16 protein-coding genes, 1 pseudogene and 1 riboswitch are annotated in these 18,958 nt (G+C 53.8%); of the genes and pseudogenes, 10 read left to right on the top strand and 7 right to left on the bottom strand.

Annotation, left to right across the window (positions count from 1 at the left end):
- From QW71_RS39165 to QW71_RS24065, 4 genes and pseudogenes are all read left to right on the top strand, one after another.
- A pseudogene (locus tag QW71_RS39165) lies at nucleotides 1–158 on the top strand (futalosine hydrolase); the annotation flags it as partial.
- Nucleotides 158–1,009 carry a 1,4-dihydroxy-6-naphthoate synthase gene (locus tag QW71_RS24075; protein WP_039304906.1) on the top strand — a complete coding sequence of 284 codons (852 nt, stop codon included), beginning with the start codon at nucleotides 158–160 and terminating at the stop codon, nucleotides 1,007–1,009. The pseudogene QW71_RS39165 and the gene QW71_RS24075, both read left to right, overlap by 1 nt.
- Nucleotides 1,010–1,119: 110 nt before the next feature.
- Nucleotides 1,120–1,944, top strand: coding sequence for a class I SAM-dependent methyltransferase (locus tag QW71_RS24070; RefSeq protein WP_039304903.1), 825 nt, complete (start codon nucleotides 1,120–1,122; stop codon nucleotides 1,942–1,944).
- Between the two features lie 136 nt (nucleotides 1,945–2,080).
- The gene (locus QW71_RS24065) at nucleotides 2,081–2,755 is read left to right on the top strand and encodes a DUF559 domain-containing protein (protein ID WP_039304900.1); all 675 of its coding nucleotides are present in this window, start codon (nucleotides 2,081–2,083) and stop codon (nucleotides 2,753–2,755) included.
- A gap of 688 nt (nucleotides 2,756–3,443) precedes the next feature.
- Here QW71_RS24065 and QW71_RS24060 read toward each other — a convergent pair.
- From QW71_RS24060 to QW71_RS24045, 4 genes are read right to left on the bottom strand one after another with little or no spacing between them, the layout of a single operon-like run.
- Nucleotides 3,444–4,517: a PotD/PotF family extracellular solute-binding protein gene (locus QW71_RS24060; RefSeq protein ID WP_039304897.1), complete on the bottom strand. Its 1,074-nt coding sequence runs from the start codon at nucleotides 4,515–4,517 to the stop codon at nucleotides 3,444–3,446.
- Nucleotides 4,514–5,341 (bottom strand): ABC transporter permease, encoded by an 828-nt coding sequence (locus QW71_RS24055; protein ID WP_039304962.1) that lies wholly within the window; start codon nucleotides 5,339–5,341, stop codon nucleotides 4,514–4,516. Before QW71_RS24055 ends, QW71_RS24060 begins: the two co-directional genes overlap by 4 nt.
- Nucleotides 5,342–5,361: 20 nt before the next feature.
- Nucleotides 5,362–6,168: an ABC transporter permease gene (locus QW71_RS24050; protein ID WP_039304894.1), complete on the bottom strand. Its 807-nt coding sequence runs from the start codon at nucleotides 6,166–6,168 to the stop codon at nucleotides 5,362–5,364.
- A complete protein-coding gene (locus QW71_RS24045) occupies nucleotides 6,158–7,282 on the bottom strand; it encodes an ABC transporter ATP-binding protein (RefSeq protein ID WP_174479840.1) in 1,125 nt (374 codons plus the stop codon). Before QW71_RS24045 ends, QW71_RS24050 begins: the two co-directional genes overlap by 11 nt.
- A gap of 294 nt (nucleotides 7,283–7,576) precedes the next feature.
- Here QW71_RS24045 and QW71_RS24040 point away from each other — a divergent pair, with 294 nt between their 5' ends.
- Complete coding sequence (locus QW71_RS24040; RefSeq protein WP_039304891.1) at nucleotides 7,577–8,677, top strand: aromatic acid exporter family protein; 1,101 nt, start codon at nucleotides 7,577–7,579, stop codon at nucleotides 8,675–8,677.
- A 36-nt stretch (nucleotides 8,678–8,713) separates the two neighbouring features.
- On the opposite strand, the gene QW71_RS24035 is transcribed toward QW71_RS24040, so the two are convergent.
- The gene (locus tag QW71_RS24035) at nucleotides 8,714–9,103 is read right to left on the bottom strand and encodes a hypothetical protein (RefSeq protein WP_039304888.1); all 390 of its coding nucleotides are present in this window, start codon (nucleotides 9,101–9,103) and stop codon (nucleotides 8,714–8,716) included.
- Between the two features lie 378 nt (nucleotides 9,104–9,481).
- Nucleotides 9,482–9,575, top strand: a riboswitch (cyclic di-GMP riboswitch).
- Nucleotides 9,576–9,677: 102 nt separating this feature from the next.
- Between QW71_RS24035 and QW71_RS24030 the strand changes: the two genes are divergently transcribed.
- Nucleotides 9,678–11,303: a flagellar assembly protein A gene (locus tag QW71_RS24030; RefSeq protein ID WP_039304885.1), complete on the top strand. Its 1,626-nt coding sequence runs from the start codon at nucleotides 9,678–9,680 to the stop codon at nucleotides 11,301–11,303.
- 89 nt (nucleotides 11,304–11,392) lie between these two features.
- Here QW71_RS24030 and QW71_RS24025 read toward each other — a convergent pair whose 3' ends face one another.
- Nucleotides 11,393–12,310 carry a DMT family transporter gene (locus QW71_RS24025; RefSeq protein WP_047013945.1) on the bottom strand — a complete coding sequence of 306 codons (918 nt, stop codon included), beginning with the start codon at nucleotides 12,308–12,310 and terminating at the stop codon, nucleotides 11,393–11,395.
- A 96-nt stretch (nucleotides 12,311–12,406) separates the two neighbouring features.
- Between QW71_RS24025 and QW71_RS24020 the strand changes: the two genes are divergently transcribed.
- Together QW71_RS24020 and QW71_RS24015 are read left to right on the top strand one after the other, a co-directional pair.
- A complete protein-coding gene (locus tag QW71_RS24020) occupies nucleotides 12,407–13,342 on the top strand; it encodes a LysR family transcriptional regulator (protein ID WP_047013944.1) in 936 nt (311 codons plus the stop codon).
- Nucleotides 13,343–13,347: 5 nt separating this feature from the next.
- The gene (locus QW71_RS24015; RefSeq protein WP_039304882.1) at nucleotides 13,348–14,316 is read left to right on the top strand and encodes an aldo/keto reductase; all 969 of its coding nucleotides are present in this window, start codon (nucleotides 13,348–13,350) and stop codon (nucleotides 14,314–14,316) included.
- 576 nt (nucleotides 14,317–14,892) lie between these two features.
- Here the strand turns inward: QW71_RS24015 and hcp are convergent.
- Nucleotides 14,893–16,545, bottom strand: coding sequence for a hydroxylamine reductase (gene hcp / locus QW71_RS24010; protein WP_083442695.1), 1,653 nt, complete (start codon nucleotides 16,543–16,545; stop codon nucleotides 14,893–14,895).
- 142 nt (nucleotides 16,546–16,687) lie between these two features.
- Between hcp and QW71_RS24005 the strand changes: the two genes are divergently transcribed.
- Both QW71_RS24005 and QW71_RS24000 read left to right on the top strand, forming a co-directional pair.
- A complete protein-coding gene (locus QW71_RS24005; protein ID WP_039304878.1) occupies nucleotides 16,688–17,392 on the top strand; it encodes a Crp/Fnr family transcriptional regulator in 705 nt (234 codons plus the stop codon).
- 88 nt (nucleotides 17,393–17,480) lie between these two features.
- Nucleotides 17,481–18,872 carry an aldehyde dehydrogenase gene (locus QW71_RS24000; protein ID WP_039304875.1) on the top strand — a complete coding sequence of 464 codons (1,392 nt, stop codon included), beginning with the start codon at nucleotides 17,481–17,483 and terminating at the stop codon, nucleotides 18,870–18,872.
- Nucleotides 18,873–18,958: the final 86 nt, after the last annotated feature.

The raw sequence follows: 18,958 nt of genomic DNA, 5'->3' as shown, positions 1-18,958 counted from the left end.
ACGGGGTCGCCGTGGCCGCCCGGGCCCTGGGAATCGCAGCGCTGGAGCTGCGCGCGATCTCGAACCCGGTCGGCCCGCGCGACCGGGCCGCGTGGAAGATCAAAGAAGCCCTGGATGCCCTCACAGCGGCAGCGGCTATTCTACTGGAGGTGCTGTAATGACAACCGAACTTCATATTGCTTTTTCTCCATGTCCCAACGATACCTTCGTATTTCATGCCTGGGCGCACGGGCTGGTGCCGGATGCACCCAAGCTGGAGGTGACCTTTGCCGATATCGATATCACCAACGGTCTCGCGGCAGACGGAGCTGGTCCGGAAGTGCTTAAGATCTCCTACGCTGCGCTTCCCTGGGTGCTGGATAAGTACAAGCTGCTGCCTTGCGGCGGTGCGCTTGGACGGGGCTGCGGCCCGCTCGTATTGACGCGCAAAGGTGCAGGTGCCATCAAACATCCGCGTCAGCTATCCGGCCGCAGAATAGCTGTGCCAAGCGAGCGCTCCACCGCCTACCTGCTCTTCCGGCTGTGGGCTGCGCAGCAGGTGCCGGACGGCCCGGCCGAGATCGTCGTCATGCCCTTCGATGAAATCATGCCTGCAGTACAGAATGGCACGATTGATGCCGGGCTGGTCATTCATGAAGCCCGCTTCACCTACCCGTCCTACAATCTTAACCTGCTGACTGACCTCGGCAGCTGGTGGGAAAGCGACACCGGCCTGCCTATTCCGCTGGGCGCGATCATCGCCCGCCGGGATCTGGACCACGAGTCCATTACCGGCTGGATCCGCAGCTCTTTGCAGTATGCTTGGGATCATCCCCTGGACTGCCAGGAATATGTCCTGAGCCATGCCCAGGAGCTCTCCCCGGAAGTAGCCAAATCGCATATTGATCTTTACGTCAACGAGTTCACGATGAACCTGGGCGAGGACGGCTACGCGGCAATCTCTGCCCTGCTGACCCGTGCGGCTGCTGAGGGTCTTGTGCCTGCCATTGATCCGGAGCTGCTGCGCTAGCTCAGAAGTTGATAGCTTTTTATCCGCCTAGTTTATCCGGCTTCTTGAATATTGCCGCTTGGACTATCTATGATAAAGAACAAACAAAACTCCTATGGAGGCTGATTCCAATGATTCCTTCAGGCAACAGCAAGCCTAATATTGACCGCTTCTTGGGATATCAGGACGAATACGACCGTTACCGGCCCGAAGCGCCGCCGCTGGTTATTGAGCTGCTGAGTAATTACCTGGGCCGCCGTCCGGCCGTGGTCGCTGATATAGGCTGCGGCACCGGTCTGTCCACCTTCCTGTGGAAAGACGCCGCCGACTCCGTAACCGGAGTGGAGCCCAATCCGGATATGCTGGGCAAAGCGCAGGAGAAGCTGAACCGCCTGCACAACGGGGCGCAGGTCTTGTCTTTTGTCCAAGGCTACTCCAATCAGCTTCCCTTCGCCTCAGAGGGCGTCGACATCATTACCTGCTCGCAGTCTTTCCACTGGATGGACCCGGCCAGCACACTTCAGGAAATCTCCCGCTGCCTGCGTCCCGGCGGAGTGTTCGCTGCCTATGACTGCGACTGGCCTCTGGTGCTGCAGCCTGCTGTCGAAGCCCGTTACAATAGGCTGATTGCCACTTCGGATGCCCTTCTTGCCGGGCTCCAGCCCGTTGCCGATCAGGCCCGTAAATGGGACAAAGAAGGACACCTTGGCCGTATCAAAGCCAGCGGATTATTTTCCTATGCGAGAGAAATTGTTTTTCATAATACAGAATCATGCGATGCCCGGCGCTATATCGGATTGGCCCTCAGCCAAGGCGGCATCCAGTCCGTCCTGAAGCTTGGTTCTGCCTCACTAGAGCAGGAAATTGCTGAGTTCTCTGCAGAGGTGGAAGATTATTTCCAGGACCGGACATTGCAGGTGCTAATTAGCTACCGCATGCGGATCGGTGTGAAATAGAAACTTTTCCTGCTATATTCTAGTTATAATCAAGCTCGTAGACTATACTTAATAACAGCGAGACGAAGAACGTCCCGGTTTTCCCCAATTGGGGGAGCCGGGGCGTTTTCTATTTTTACGGGGAGGTTGGAGCCTAATGATATTTGAAGAAGCACATTTGAAATTTATTGACGGGCATCTGAGCAGCAGACCTGAAGGAGAACGCCGGGCGCGCTTGGAGCGGGGGCATAGGCATGCCGAGATCCTGTTTCTGAATAAAGTCTGGTGGCCGCTGCGGGGACATTTTGAAGGGCTGCATCCAGAATACGAGGTCATGGACTGGCGGGGAAGATCCTATTATGCAGACTTTGTCTGGCTGCCCGGATACGTGAAGCTGATTATCGAGATCAAAGGGTATTCCTCCCATGTACGCGACATGGACCGCCAAAAATACTGCAGTGAGCTAAACCGCGAAACGTTCCTGTATGCTATGGGCTATCATGTGATTTCATTCGCGTACGATGATGTTGAGCAGCGCCCTGAGCTTTGTATGACCCTGCTGCGAATGGTGCTGGGCAGATATCAGCCTGCTGAAGCACCTGTATCCCGTGTGCAGCTTATGGAACAGGAGGTACTCCGGCTAGCTATTCAACTCGCCCGGCCCATCCGTCCTCAGGATGTTAAGCAGCATTTCACCGTCGATTATAGAACTGCGGTCCGGACGTTACACAATCTGGCTGACAAAGGCTGGCTTCTTCCCGTCCCCACCAGTAATCAGGAACGGACCGCACGGTATGAGCTGAAGCGCAGTGTGCTTGAATATTTTAATTAGTCTGCATAAGGAGCAATCTACTTGCGGTTCCGCAGCAGACCAAATTTAATGTTACGGCTGCGGGCAGCGGACCAGCTTAATGCGACCCGTTGCGGGCCGTAGACTGACGTAGATGAACATTGCAACATCAAGTGGATCACCACTATACTTTGTCCGCTCGACGTTTGCCCAGTAACAAGTATCCGAAAAGTACGCTGAGCTTTAACAGAACCGCCACCAACCTTCAGGTGGATCGTTGAACCCGCTGCTGGCTGTAGGCTGTAGTGCCGCGAATCAACTGCTGTAACAGTAAGTGGAAAAAGGTATCTTAATTTGTCGATTTCGTAGGATCGTGGGCAAGCAAGTGGAAAAACAGCAACTAATTTGGGTGGTTTCAGCTACTTTGGGTGAAATGTAATAATTTAAGTGCTGTTTCGGTTTATCCAACTGCTGTATTCGCAGGGTTCATTCGTTCACCAGCAAGTGTAGAAAATCCAACTAATACTGCCTATTCCTTCAGTGCCGGTGAGGGCCATACAATTCTCCAACAAGTCATGTCCCCCACCTGTGCTCTGACCCTAGCCTTCCAGCTTCGTCCTTCTCTCCCTCCCTCTAACCTTATCCCTCCAGCCTCCCCCCCTTCTCTCCCCCCAGCAAAAAAAACCCGCATGCGAAACCTCCGCATGCGGGCACTCCAATGACCGGCAACCTACTTCTTATTCATCTTAAACTTCAGGAACAGCTCGTTATAATGGGCAAGCATCCGCTTGCCGAGGTTATCATAGACCTCCAGCCGGTCTGTGATCTCGGCGGGCGGGTAGAAGCGCTCGTCGCCGGAGATGTCCTCCGGCAGCAGCTTCAGGGCAGGAACGTTCGGCGTAGAGTAGCCGACGTATTCCGTATTCTGCGCCGCCACATCCGGGCGGAGCATGAAGTTGATGAACTTATGTGCCCCTTCGATATTGGCTGCTCCGCGCGGAATGACCATGTTGTCAAACCATATGTTCGAGCCTTCTTCAGGCACAACGTAATCCAGCTTGTCGTTCTCATCCATAATCTCTGAAGCATCGCCGGACCAGACGATTCCGACAGCCGCCTCTTCGTTCGCCAGCAGCATCTTGATCTCGTCGCCGACGATCGCTTTCACATTCGGCGACAGCTGGTTCAGCTTGGCCAGCGCTTCCTGCAGATGTTCTTCATTCCTGTCATTGACAGAATAGTGCAGACTGTTCAGCGCCATGCCCATCACCTCGCGTGCTCCATCGACCAGGAAGATATTATTGTCCAGCCGCTTGTCCCACAACGAATCCCAACTGCTGAAATCGATGCCCTCCGTCATCTCAGGGTTGTAGATGATACCTACCGTCCCCCAGAAATAAGGCACCGAATACAGGTTGCCGGGATCAAAGGACAGATCCATGAATTTGGAACCGATATTGGCCAGATTCGGAAGCTTGCTGTGATCCAGCGGCAGCAGCAGGTTCTCTTCCCGCATCTTGGCAATGGCATAGTCGGAAGGGACCACGACATCGAAGACCGTACCGCCCTGCTCAACCTTGGTCAGCATCGCCTCATTGGAGTCAAAGGTCTGGTAGATCACCGTAATGCCGGTTTCCTCCTGGAACTGCTCCAGCAGCTCGGGATCGATGTAATCGCCCCAGTTGTAGATCGTCAGCGTATTGCCGCCGGAATAGCCCTCGGCCGAGTTCAGCCTGGAGGCCAGGAACATCAGCCCGAATGCTACGATCAGAATCGCCAGAAATGTATTTACCAGCTGTTTCATCTAGGCACCCCCGCTTCAGCAACCGGTTCTGCAATATGCATAGCCGGACGGCTCTTCCGCTGGTTAAGGTAGTAGTAGCCTATTACCAGCAGGATGGTGAAGAGGAAGATCAGTGTCGACAGTGCGTTAATCGACAATGAGACCCCTTGGCGCGCCCTCGAATAGATCTCAACCGACAAGGTGGAATATCCGTTGCCTGTTACGAAGAAGGTTACCGCGAAATCATCCAGGGAATAGGTCAGGGCCATGAAGAATCCGCTGAAGATCCCCGGTTTGATGATCGGCAGAATCACCTTCGTGAGCACATCACGGCGCGTGGCCCCAAGATCCCGGGCGGCGTCGGTCAGTGTCGGACTCATCTCCTGCAGATGCGGCAGGATCATAATGACGGCAATCGGAATGCTGAACGCCACATGCGAGAGCAGAACGGAGGTGAAGCCAAGCTTGATCCCAACAATCGTGAACAGGATCAGGAAGGAGGCTCCGATAATTACATCCGGGCTGACAATCAGCACATTATTCAGCGAGAGCAGCGTATTCTTGGCCCGGCGGCTGCGGACATGCTGAATCGCCAGTGCTCCGATGATCGCAATCAGCGTTGCAATCGCCGAGGACAGCAGCGCAATGACCAGTGTGTTAATCATAATAATCATCAGCCGGGTATCGGCCACGACTTCGCGGTAATAATCCAGCGTGAAGCCCTCGAATTCATGCATGGTTCCGCCGCTGTTGAACGAGTAGTACATCAGATAGAAAATCGGCGCGTACAGAACCAGGAAGACCAGCACCAGATAGATATTCGCGATCCCGTTTTTATTTTTGATTTTGTTTCTATTCTTGCTCTTCACGCGCGTCCTCCTTTCCGCGAGCTGCCCGTAAGAATCATGAACAGCGCCATAATGGCGATCAGGAATACCGCAACCGTGGAGCCCATGCCCCAATCCTGTGTGACCAGGAAATGCTGCTCAATGGCGGTGCCGAGTGTAATCACCCGGTTGCCGGCAATCAGACGCGTAATCATAAACAGCGACAGCGCGGGAATGAATACCGCCATGCAGCCGGAGCGGACCCCGGAGATCGTGAGCGGGAATACAACCCGCCGGAACGTCGTCCAGCCGGAGGCGCCCAAATCACGCGCAGCATCCACCAGCGACAGATTCATCTCATCCAGTGCACTGAAGATCGGCAGAATCATGAATGGAATGAAAATATAGACGGACACAAACACAAAGCTGAAGCCGGTGAATAGGATCTGCTGCTCCCCGAGCCCCACCAGATCAAAGAAATTGTTGACCGGGCCGAAGGTGCCGAAGATACCGATGAAGGCATACGTCTTCAGCAGCAGATTGATCCATGTCGGCAGAATAATCAGCAGCAGCCACAGCTGCTTGTGCTTCGTGCGCGTCAGCAGATAAGCAGCCGGATATGCCACCAAGAGCGAGAACAGTGTGATCAGAAAAGCATACCAGAAGGAATTCAGCATCATTCTCATATATACCGGTGTGAAGAAATTGACGTAGTTATCCAGCGTCAGCTTCCCGTCCAGATCGAACAGGGAGTAATAGATAACCAGCAGCACCGGCGCAATGACAAACAGCGCGATCCACAGGTAATACGGGATGAGATAATACGACTTGCCCTTACTCTTCATGGCTCTCCACCTCGCCGTAAGCCTCCAGACGTTTGTCGAACTCTTCCTCCGTTTCACCGAAACGCATAACATGGATCGCTTCCGGATCAAAATACAGCCCGATTTCGCTGCCGACCTCCGCCTTGCGGGTGGAATGGACCAGCCATTCGTGACCCGAGCCGTCATAGCAGCTGATCTCATAATGCACTCCCCGGAACAGCTGGGAATCTACGCGCACTTTGAGCTTGCCCGCTTCAACGGTGGCAATCTCCAGATCCTCAGGACGGATCACAATTTCCACAGATTCATTCGGCTTCAGACCGGCATCGACGCACTCGAACCGGTGGCCGTTAAACTCAACCACATAGTCCTCAATCATTACGCCCGGTACAATATTCGACTCGCCGATGAAATCCGCCACGAACCGGTTGATCGGTTCATCATAGATATCATTAGGCGTACCGCTCTGCTCAATCTTTCCGCCGTTCATGACGAAGATCCAGTCGGACATTGCCAGCGCTTCTTCCTGGTCATGGGTAACGAAAATGAAGGTGATGCCCAGCCGCTGCTGCATTTCCCGCAGAATATACTGCATCTCCGTGCGCAGCTTAAGGTCCAGTGCCGATAACGGCTCGTCCAGCAGCAGAACCTGCGGCTCGTTGACAATCGCGCGTGCAATTGCGACCCGCTGTCTTTGTCCTCCGGACATTTCATTAATGGCCCGCTGGTCATAGCCGACCAGGTTGACGAAGCGCAGCGCTTCCTGCACCTTTTGATTAATAACATCCTTCTTAAGCTTCTTAATCCGCAGTCCGAAAGCCACATTCTCGAATACGTTCAGGTGCGGAAACAGCGCATAGTCCTGGAATACCGTATTGACCTGCCGCTCGTTGGCGGGAATGTGGTTGATGATTTTACCGTTCAGATAAATAGAACCTTCAGTCGGCTCGGCGAAGCCGGCGATGAGTCGCAGAATGGTCGTTTTCCCGCAGCCCGAGGGGCCCAGCAGAGTATAGAATTTACCGCGTTCAATTTCGAAGCTCACGCCTTTTAATACAGCCTCTTCGTCGTCATATTGCTTAATAACCTGATCAAATGAAATAATAGTGCCTTCCGGGGTAGCTATAGCTAACAACCTCCCTTAACTTATGTAGTACAACCTATTTTACCCGCTTCTTGCGGGAGACAATCCAGAAACAGCATGCTCAGCGCGGATAAGCGACAATTCCTCCCCATGTCGGGCAGACTTCAATATATATAGCATATAGGAATAATCCTATATATGCGATAGCTTACATTATTAAATGCATTGCAGAAACTTAACAAGTTCGTAAAAAATGGACCCGGCGGGGCCTGTTTTGAGGTGCTATAATGAAAACGGCTGAAAAACATAAAATTTTTCTTACATTTGCGAAAGAAGATGACTACCATGAACGAGGGGTTACAAGACCGCCTTGAGAAGTTCGGATTATCCCTTTATATGATACGTGTTACCCTTGCTGCATCACTATCCTGGCTCGCGGTACACAGCCTGTATGGCGACCGTTATCTGTACTTTGCGCCGCTGGCGGCGATTCTTATCACCCAGAGCAGCGTCAAAGCCTCCCTCGAAAAAGGGGTGTACCGGCTGCTCGGTATTGTGCTAGGCGGAATCGCCAGTCTGGTTGTGGGCCGCTTCTTCGATGTTGGTGCGCTCTCGATCCTGCTGATGCTGCTGCTCGGCATAGGCGTAGCCACCGCCTGCCGGATTAATATCCAGGCCGTTTCACAGGTTGGCGTCACTTCCGTCCTGGCGCTCACCTTCTATCATGATGGGTACATCGTCTGGAGAGTCGCCGAAACCTTAATCGGTGTACTGATTGCCTTAATCATAAATATGATTATCGTTCCGCCCAAGGGGTTCGTCAAGGTCAAAGACTTGGCACTGAGGGGCAGCCTGACACTGTCCGATGCCTTAACCGGCCTGACGTCCGGCGGACGGGATGCTACGCAGGCGCTGACCGCGCTTAAGCTTTCCGGTGAACTGCTGGGCAAGAGCAAGCAGCTGCAGAAGGAGCTTCACTTCACGCTCTCCCATTACCAGTGCCGCAAAGAGCTCGGTACGCTGTCACAGGCAACCTCCCATCTCAGCAGGGTGCATTCCTACGTCAAAGGAATTTCCGAAGAGCTCTCGCTGCTCCCTGCCCATTATGCCGCAGCCGACTGGATGACAGAGGTCGTGACGGCAACTGCAGACTGCATTGCCTTATATGGAACCCGGACGCTGTCGGATGCGGAATGCGGGCGTTCGCTCCCCGAGAGCCTGCGCCGCGCCCGTGATGTGCAGCTGGCCTGGTTCTCTGAGCTGCAGGGCCAATGCCCGCTCGCCGCATTCCGTGATCTTGGCGCGGTGTTCTCGCATCTGAACCGGATTCTTGAAGAGATCGAACGTGCCGATTATGCGGCAATCTCAGCCGCAGCACAGCCCGCCAAGGCTGCACCGGCGCGCGCTATACGATTCATACAAAAGGGACTCTCCCATAAGCTATAAGCTTGGGAGCGTCCCTTTTTTTCTGTGCGGTTAAGCCTATTCAGCTTTAGAATACATCCTCATGATCTGTTCCCGTAATAACACTATGCCAAGTGCTGATCTCCTGCTCGAACTGCTCCGCCTTCTCACTGTACCGGGCCAGCGTGTCAATGCCCAGCGGCAAATGTACCGGAGGATGGTCACTGCCTGCCTACATTCCAGCAGATAACCGTTATCCGGCTGGCCCGATTTCTCATATTCAACGGCGATGGACTTGGGCAGCAGCACCATTTGATTCTCCTGCACCACATGCACAAGCCCCGCATAACGGATCGTATAATTCCCTTTCGGCACGAACAGCAGCATATGATGCTCCAGGAATAAAGTGCCCTGTGAGCTCTGACTATGGGCACAGGATTCAATGACCGACAAGTCATTGAATTTCAATTCACTTCCACTCTGCCCTCTCGGTTCAACTGGAATTTACACGCATTGATTTTTAGCGGATTATTGGCAGTCATAGGGCTGAAACATATCATTGTTTGTACAATAATTCAATTAGCAGCACGGGTTGAGCAACAACGGCTTTGTCAGAAGGGGTCCTCCCATAAGCTGTAAGCGCTGGGAAACCAGTTTTTCAGGCAACTTAGAGCTGCACATTTTAAGATTATTGATAAATTGGCAGAATACAGTTGAAAAATAGCTCCTTAAGTACTAGAATTAAGCTTGTTTGCAGAAGTTCCTGCAGCGCAGGAACCAGTTATGACCTTTTTTGTCGATTACAGTCGATTGAAATCGCCTCATGCTGAGTGTATATCATTGATCTATTTCTAAAGGCAAACTTCCTGAAAGGGTAGGACGCAAAGCAATGGGCCTAAGAATGCAGAGACTCCGCGTTTATGGTCGCCAGGCTGCCAATAGAGACCACGTAAGCCATCAGTCACCGGGTGATCCCTCAGGCTTTATGATGCTCTTTTCTGTACGAATGCCATTGATTATACGAAAAAGCGAGGTTAAGCTAATGCCGCAGCAATTCATCGAACCAACCCGATATGATTTCGTGGAATCCTTGATGCTTGAACGTACCGGATTCCTGGATTCTTTCTCTGTGGAGGGCCAGACTTCCGGCGGGATGAATGGAGATAAGGATGGAATCATCCTTGTGCAGAATAATCAGATCTTCATTACTCCCCCGCTCTCTGGCGGCAAGCCCGCCCGGATCTCTGCTGTTCATCCTGTAGTGCTGAAGATCAACTGGAAGACCGTTACAGAGCCTATTGAGGTTACCTCAGCGGATCATATTACCTGGGAAATTTGCGAGAAGCCACAGTATCAGATTACAGTTTCACCTGACAAGCTCAAAGTGCATTTCACCTTGTACCGTGCAGAGAAGTACGCCTGGAATCTGGTCAATTGTCCGGCTTCCTTCGAAGCCGCAGTCCGGGCCGAGCCTAACCGGGCGATGCTGCTGTCCACGCTCACCATAGAACAGATTCTCTCTTCGCTGGATAACCGCTCCATTCTGCGGAATCTGAATATCCCGGCCCTATACGCCGAACTGAACAACCCTACATATCTCCCTGTCTGTATCGCAGAAGGGAGAGCCCCGCTGCCCGGCAAGAAATCAAGGCTGCAGCTATCCCTACCGGAGCATACGCTCACAGGCAATGGAATGCTCCGGGAGGGGCGAACTGCGGAAGCTGCAGATTCCTTAGATTATCTCCGGTTTCCGGGAGCCCCCTTCGCCAGAGAGGGAGAGGTCTTTGCCCGCAAGTTGCCGCCCGAAGAGGGATTTCCCGGATTTGACGTAGAAGGAGGCATCTTGCCTCCACCTCCACCGCAGGATATTTATTTCGCAGCCGGAGACAATGCACGGCTGCTTCCAAACGGGGAGATCGCGGCTCTGCGTACGGGCAGACCCCGCATCTGCGGAGACTCCGGCAGCGTCACAACCTGCGATTTCCCGGCCCTATGCCTCATCACCAAGGAAATGGCGGCAACGGCCCGTGAGATTATGTTTGCAGGTGACATCGTTGTACCCTCAGATATTGAAGGCCCTATGTGTATTGAGGCGTTAGGGAATGTGTATGTCTACGGCAACGTCTGCCAATCTACAATTACGGCTACCGGCAGTATCTATATAAGCGGTCAAGTAACCGGCTGCAGCCTGCACACCGGACTTGCCGGGGTACACCAGCACCGCCTGCACCGCTTCTCCAGTCTGCTGCTGACTGAAGTTGGCGGACTGCGGGAAGCCGCCCGGCTGCTGGCCAAGAATGTAGAATCCCGCCAGCAATCCGTGAAATACGGTCTGGTGGTTATGCTGCTGCTGGAGGATAAGTACAGCCATATAGAGTGTCTGATCAGCGATCTTAAATCCGCACTGCTGTGCATGGAAGGGGCTTCCCAGCCCGGTACGGATCAGCTCAAGCAGATGCTGGAGGTTTTTACCCATCCGGGGCAGTTCACCGAGTTTATCACTGACAGTGTTCTGAACAGCTTCTCCCGGCTGCTGCGTAATCTGTGTGAAGACATTGAACTGCTCCAGGAGGAGCATGTCCTCATTAATATCGCCCGTTCCCATAACAGTATCCTGGAGTCCGGCGGAGAACTGATCCTGCGGGACGCGGACGCAGAAACGGTCTAAGCCTGCTGTAATGTAACCCCTGACAAGTAAAAACGGCTGCCCCTCTTCTGAGGGAGCAGCTGCCCCTCTTCTGAGGGAGCAGCCGTTGTTTATTCCTTGCCCAGACCGGGTACCGGGGTCTGCAGGACACTCCCGGCATTCCGGCCCAGCCTGACATTCACCAGAATAATGCTGCTTACAATCAGCAGCATACCGATGACCAGATTCACCGTAATCTGTTCATGCAATAAGACTACACTGGAGCCGATGGAAATCAGCGGAATCAGAAAGGTGAACGAGCCTACCTTGCCGGCCTCTCCTTCATTGATCAGCTTGAAGTATACCATCCAGCCCAGCGCAATCACGAAGACCGCGATGAACAGTGTATTTAATATAAAAGTACTACTCCAGGTAATATCCGCCCAGCTCTCTGAAGCTGAGCCGGCCGCCAGCAGGATCACCCCGCCGATCATAATCTGCATCGCGGTCATCCACAGCATATCTACTCTGGCTGCGTTACGTTTGGTGTAGACCGTAGCCAGCGCCCAGCTGAGTGCACTGGCCAAGGCCAGCAGGACGCCTATAGGCGAGATACTTCCGGTTAATCCCCCAAGGCTTAACGAGGCTACCCCGAGGAAGCCGATTACGAGGCCGGCGATTTTAAGCCCGTACATCCGCTCGCCCAGCCAGATCCAGGCAAAGATTCCGAGCAGCACCGGCTGCAGGAATACAATGGCCGAGAAGAGGCCGGACGGTACATACTGCAGGCCAATCGTCTGGAAGCCATAGTAGAAGACGATACTGAGGAAGGCTGACACCAGATAGACGGGCCAGAGCTGCCGCAAATTCAGCTGCTTCCGCTTCGGCAGAGCCGCGATGATTAGTATAATACCGGCAATGACCGTTCGGATTCCGGCGAACAGCAAGGGCGGGGCATACGTTAAGGCAATTTTGGAGAGCGGCCAGTTGATGCCCCAGACAATAACCAGGAACACTAATAAGCCAATAGTTTGCTTCCGCTTCTGCATGAGTTCACCTCTTGTTCTGATTTCTTCCCAAATGATACAATAGATCCAGTCATAATTGAAATGAATTATTATCATGAGGGGCATACCAGATTAGATATGAATAACACTCAAATTCGCCTATTTGTCTTAATCGCTGAAAGCCGCAGCTTCACCAAGGCGGGTCTTGAGCTGAATATGACCCAGCCCGCAGTCAGCCGGGCCATCTCCGCACTCGAAGCCGAGCTGGACGTGAAGCTGCTGCTGCGCGACCGGCGCAGCGGATTGATGCTGACGGATATCGGCAAGCGGATTCTGGTTATCTGCCGCGGAATCCTCAGCGGCCTCGATAAGATTGATCAGGAGATTGCCGCCGAGAAAGGCCTGGAGAAGGGCCTCATCCGCATCGGCGCCTTTCCGGTTGCCGCTGCCTATTTTGTCCCGAAGATTATCAGTGCCATCACTGCCAAATACCCCGGAATTGAGATCAGATTGTATGAAGGTTCGGTCGCCGAGGTGAAGGACTGGCTGGCATCACGGTTCATTGACGCAGGCCTGATGATACCACCGGTCGAAGAATTCGCCTCCCTGCCGCTGTTCCGGGAGAAGCTCTACGCCGTATTGCCCGGGGATCACGAGCTTCGGCACAAGCAGATCATTTGTGTGAAGGATCTGGAAGCTCAGCCTATGCTGCTCTGCCGGTCGGGCTACGAGCCTCCGGTTGTGGACTTATTTCACCGGGCCAGAAGCAGGCTGAATGTGAAATACGAGGTCAACAGTTACATTACCGCACTGAATATGATCAAGGAGGGGCTCGCCGTCGGCGTGATGTCCCAGCTCTCTCTCTTGTCGCTGCCGCCGAATGTCGTGGTCCGGGAGCTTGCGCCTGATGCTTACCGCGATATTCATATCGCCGTCCATTCCCTGGAGGAGACTTCTATTGCCGTACAATTATTTATTGATACTGCACTGCAGCTGTTCTCCGGCAATGAAGCTGCTCCGCCGTCTCTGGCCGCAGCCGGCCTAATTAACGTTAATGATAAGGATAAGGAGTGATCATGATGCATTATAAGCGTCTCGGAAATAGCGGCCTGCAGGTATCTGCGCTGGGTCTTGGAACCAACTCGTTCGGTAAACGGGCCGATCAGGAGACATCGATCCGCATTATTCATGCCGCCATGGATCAGGGAATCAACTTCATCGATACCGCCAACATCTATGTCGGCTCCGAGTCGGAGAGGATTATTGGACTCGCGCTTGAGGGCAGACGCCATGCTGCCGTTCTGGCTACCAAAGCCGGCCTTCCAAAGCATGACGGGCCAGACGGCAGCGGCTCTTCCCGCCGCCATCTGATGCAGGAGCTGGAAGGCAGCCTGCGGCGGCTGAAGACGGATCATGTAGATTTGTATCAGATTCACACCTTCGATCCCTACACCCCGCTGGAGGAGACGCTGCGCACCCTCGATGATATGATCTCTGCGGGCAAAGTGCGTTATATCGGGGCCTCCAATTATGCTGCCTGGGAGCTGATGAAGGCGCTGGGCATCAGCGAAGCGCGCAACTGGGCCAAATATGTCTCGATCCAGTGCAGCTATTCGCTTGCCGACCGCACACCTGAAGCAGAGCTGCTTCCGCTGTGTCTGGATCAGGGACTCGGCATCATCCCGTACTTCCCGCTGGCCGGCGGCATTCTCACCGGCAAATATACCGGCAGTGCCCCTGCCGGTTCCAGAGCGGAAACCGATCCTAATTTCCGCCGCTTTCTTACCCCCGGACGCATCTCGCTCGGGGAGCAGGTTAGCAGTATAGCGGAAGAGCTGGATACTTCACCGGCGGCGCTGTCTCTGGCCTGGCTGATGAGCAGGCCGGCCGTCTCCACGGTGATTGTCGGTGCCACCCGGGTGGAGCAGGTGGAGCATAACCTGCAGAGTCTCACCGTCCGGCCGGATGCGGCAACGCTACAGAAGCTGGATCAGGCCAGCGCCGCCTTCCGCAGCGGGGAGCCGTTCGCCGTCTACCGGCTGCCGTAACAGCTGCCGGCTCATACACAAAAAAGCGGGTCCCCAGTATACCGTGGACCCGCTTTCCGGCTGCCGTAACAGCTGCCGGCTCATACACAAAAAAGCGGGTCCCCAGTATACCGTGGACCCGCTTTTTTGTGCGTTACATAGACAAACCCCGCTTTAGTCAACCACCAGACAAGTTACCGGCCCGCTGTGGGACTAGCAGAATACGGCATACATCAGATCCTCACACTTGTCTTGTTGCCGGCAGAATGAAGACTATTAAGTAAGCAGTGCAGTCATAAGTGTTGTACGTTCTACAACTTTGTTTCATAGATAGCCGGGTGTGGCGGAGGATTGTTGTATGAAATACAAGAATTGTTCCGCTAAGCCGCATGAAGCAGGAGAATTCATGCCTTTTATACAACAATTTTGGATTTGGGCCGGTTTAACAAGCAAAATGTTGTATTCCGTGCAGGATTTTAGAATATTACCGGATCTCTGTCACGAATAATGGATGAATCAGGAAATTTCTAGCATTAGCGGCCATCCGAAGGTCTTGTGAGACATAGCGCCGCAGGATAAACGGTCAATTATTCTGTATTACACCGCTGCAATAAACCGCTCCATGTCTTCCTGTACGGTGGAAATGCCGCCGATGCCAAAGCTGTCTACCAGCACCTTAGCTACATTAGGTGACAGGAATGCCGGAAGTGTAGGGCCGAGGTGAATGTTCTTCACACCCAGATGCAGCAGCGCCAGCAGCACAATTACCGCCTTTTGTTCATACCAGGCAATATTGTAGGAGATCGGAAGATCGTTGATGTCGTCCAGGCCGAAGACTTCCTTCAGCTTCAGCGCTATGACCACAAGGGAGTAGGAATCATTGCACTGGCCGGCATCCAGCACGCGGGGAATTCCGCCGATGTCGCCAAGCGCCAGCTTATTATATTTGTACTTGGCACAGCCTGCGGTAAGAATCACGGTATCCTCAGGCAGCTCCGCCGCGAAGTCTGTATAATAGCTACGGCTCTTCATCCGTCCGTCACAGCCGGCCATGACGAAGAACTGTTTGATTGCGCCGCTCTGGACGGCGCCGACTACCTCATCTGCTAGATTCATGACCGCCGCATGGGCAAAGCCGCCGATAATCTCACCTGTCTCGATTTCTACCGGAGCGCTGCACTCTTTGGCCTGCTCAATCAGAGCGGAGAAGTCCTTCACCCCGTCTGCTCCTGCTGCAATATGCTGAACTCCCGGATAACCTGTGTTGCCTGTGGTGTACAGCCGGTTCTTATAGCTTTCTTTTGGTGGTACGATACAGTTCGTAGTCATCAGGACCGGGCCACCAAAGCTATCAAATTCTTCAGTCTGCTTCCACCAGGCGTTGCCGTAGTTGCCCACGAAGTGGCTATATTTCTTGAAGGCCGGATAATAGTGGGCCGGCAGCATCTCACTATGCGTGTACACATCGACTCCAGTGCCCTCCGTCTGCTTCAGCAATTCCTCCATATCCTTGAGGTCATGTCCGCTGATCAGAATGCCGGGGTTCGTGCCCACACCTATATTCACTTTGGTAATCTCCGGACTGCCGTAAGCTGCCGTGTTCGCACGGTCGAGCAGCGCCATCACATCCACACCGAATTTGCCGCATTCCAGGACCAGGGCAGTCAGCTCGCCCCCGCTCAGGGTATCATCCAGCACGGCCGTCAGGGCTTTTTCCATAAAAGCATGTGCGCCTGCTTCATAGAATCCCAGCACCGCCGCATGCTCCATGTATGCAGCCATTCCCTTGAGACCATAGGTGAGCAGCTCACGCAGAGAGCGGATATCCTCATGCTCTGTAGCAAGCACACCCACGGTTGCCGCCTTCTCCATCAGTTCCCCGTCCGTACTGGCGCTCCATAGCGCTGCGTCATGTTCAGACAGATACGCGATCACTCCGGCATCCGCAATTCTGCTGCGCCAGTTATCCCGCAGGGCAAGCCCCTCCCGGATCTTCGCAGTGAAGTGTTCCGGAACAAAGTTAGCATTGGTAATCGTAGCGAACAGGCTCTCTATAATAAATTTCTCTGTCACCGGATCGGTAATGCCCAGCTCACGGCCGCTGCGTGCGAACACCGCAATACCTTTGAGCGTATACACCAGAAGATCCTGCAGATTGGCTACATCACTGGTCTTGCCGCATACCCCCTGAATCGTACAACCCGTCCCCTTGGCTGCCTCCTGGCACTGAAAACAAAACATGTCGCTCATTACACATTCACTCCTTATTATGAATTGGATAGCTGGACAGGACAGCTGCGTCCCGCCTTTACAGTTACCAGTAATTGTAGTAGACTTTCGTCTATCAATCGGTAACGGATGTTACCGATTATTATGAATTCGGAGGAAATGTATGAAACCGGAGCCTACCGCACTGCAAGCCTGCCTGTTATTCCGCGGGAAATCCGCAGAAGAGATCGAAATACTGCTGCATACGCTGGCCTATACCGTCAGCACTTACCGCAGGAATGCCATCATCCTCGCCGAAGGCGATCCGGCTGACCGGCTGGGAATTCTGCTCTCCGGCCGGGTCGAGGTGCAGAAGACGCATTCCACCGGCAGCAGCGTTACCATTGCCCACCTCAAGGAAGGACAGACCATCGGGGAGGCCGTGTTATTCCGCAGGGATAATGTAGCCCCCGCCACGGTAACAGCAACGGGACCCTGCAAGGTGATGTTCATCGGCAAGCAGGAGCTGCTGCGATTATTCGCAGCGGACACAGATATCCTCACCCGCTTCATTGAGAATCTGTCCGAACGGCTGGTGCTTGTTAACCGGAAAATCGAGAACCTGTCCGCCGGGCCGCTGCGGCGCCGGATCATAGACTTCCTGCTGGAGCAGGGCACGCAGCAGGCCTCCGATACGCTGAAGCTCCCCTTCAGCCGCAAAGAATGGGCCGGGCATTTGAATACCGCCCGTCCTTCATTGTCCCGGGAGCTTGGATTCCTGCGCGATCAGGGCTGGATTGACTTCAAGGGCAGTGAAATCACGCTGCTGGACCGCAGCCGGATGAATGATTACCTCCTGAGCCTGCCCTCTTCAGCAGGCAACCTGTGAAGAACGCCCCCGGTGCAGAGCAAACCGGGCTAGACTAGACGAACCAAGCTGTTATGTCCCTATAGATTCACCCGAGGAGGATGCAAGCATGTTGCAGTTAACCGCCCCCCCTATCGACCAGCTGCTGGCAGAGCATAGACAATGGTTCAGCAGCGGAATCACGAGAACCCCCGGCTTTCGCCTGGAACAGCTGCAGAAGCTGAAGGACGCTATCAAGCGCAGCGAGCCCCGGATTATCGCTGCCTTGAATAAAGATCTGCGTAAGAGTGAATTCGAGGCGTACGCCACCGAAATCGGATTTACGCTGGACAGCATCGGCTATATGATGAAGCATCTCCGGCGCTGGATGAAGCCGGTTAAGGTAAGATCACCGCTGCACATGTTCCCGGCGAAGAGCAGCATTCTAGCAGAGCCTTATGGGACTGCGCTCATCATCGGACCTTTCAATTATCCGTTCCAGCTGCTGATTGAGCCGCTGATTGGGGCTATTGCCGCCGGCAATTGCGCGGTATTGAAGCCTTCCGAGAGTACCCCGGCTACTTCGGCAGTCATTGAAGACATGATCCGGGAGACCTTTGACCCCGCATATATCCGGGTGGTGCAGGGTGAGAAAGAAACGACAAATCTGCTTATTCACGCGAAATTCGATTATATATTCTTCACCGGCAGCGTGCCTGTAGGCAGAATTGTCATGGAGGCGGCAGCGAAGAATCTAGTGCCTGTAACCCTTGAGCTGGGCGGTAAAAGTCCGGTCATTGTCGACAAGACCGCCAATCTGGAGGCCGCGGCCAAACGGATCGTGTGGGGCAAGCTGATCAATGTCGGGCAGACCTGTATCGCCCCCGATTACCTGTTGGTCCATAGCGATGTTGCAGCTGAGCTGATCGGGCGGATCAAACACAACATCACTGCATTCTACGGAACGGATATCCGGCATAACACAGACTACGGACGGATTGTGAATGAACGCCAGCTGCGGCGGATTGAAGAGATGCTTGAGCAGGACCGCGATAAGCTGATCCTGGGCGGCAGCGTTGTTCCGGAGGATCTGTACATCGAGCCGTCCCTGATCTACCCGGCTTCCTGGAGCGATGCCTCGATGGAGGATGAAATCTTCGGACCTGTGCTGCCGATTATGGAATACAGCCAGATTAGCGAAGCTATCCGGAGTATCAACGATCACCCCAAGCCGCTCGCCCTCTATCTGTTCACTGAGGATAAGCAGGTCGAGGAGCAGGTGATGGGCAGCGTTTCCTTCGGGGGCGGCTGTGTGAATGATACCATTACCCATGTAGCCAGCACCCATCTGCCGTTCGGCGGTGTGGGAAATTCCGGGATAGGCGGCTATCACGGCAAGCATAGCTTTGAGCTTTTCTCCCACCGCAAGAGCATTGTTAAGCGAAGCACGAGACTGGATTTCGGGATTGTCTATCCGCCTTACGGCAACAAGGTCAAGCTGGCGCGGAAGCTGCTGAAGTAGAGGATTATGGAGACGGGATAGCCCCTACCCCACTTTTGCGAAAAAAGAAAAAACAAAAAGGAAGCCTCCCTTGCTAAAAGGAGGTT

The sequence above is a fragment of the Paenibacillus sp. IHB B 3415 genome (assembly GCF_000802655.2).
GTDB classification, from domain to species: domain Bacteria; phylum Bacillota; class Bacilli; order Paenibacillales; family Paenibacillaceae; genus Paenibacillus_AQ; species Paenibacillus_AQ phytohabitans.
This window is presented reverse-complemented; position numbering and strand designations above follow the sequence as displayed.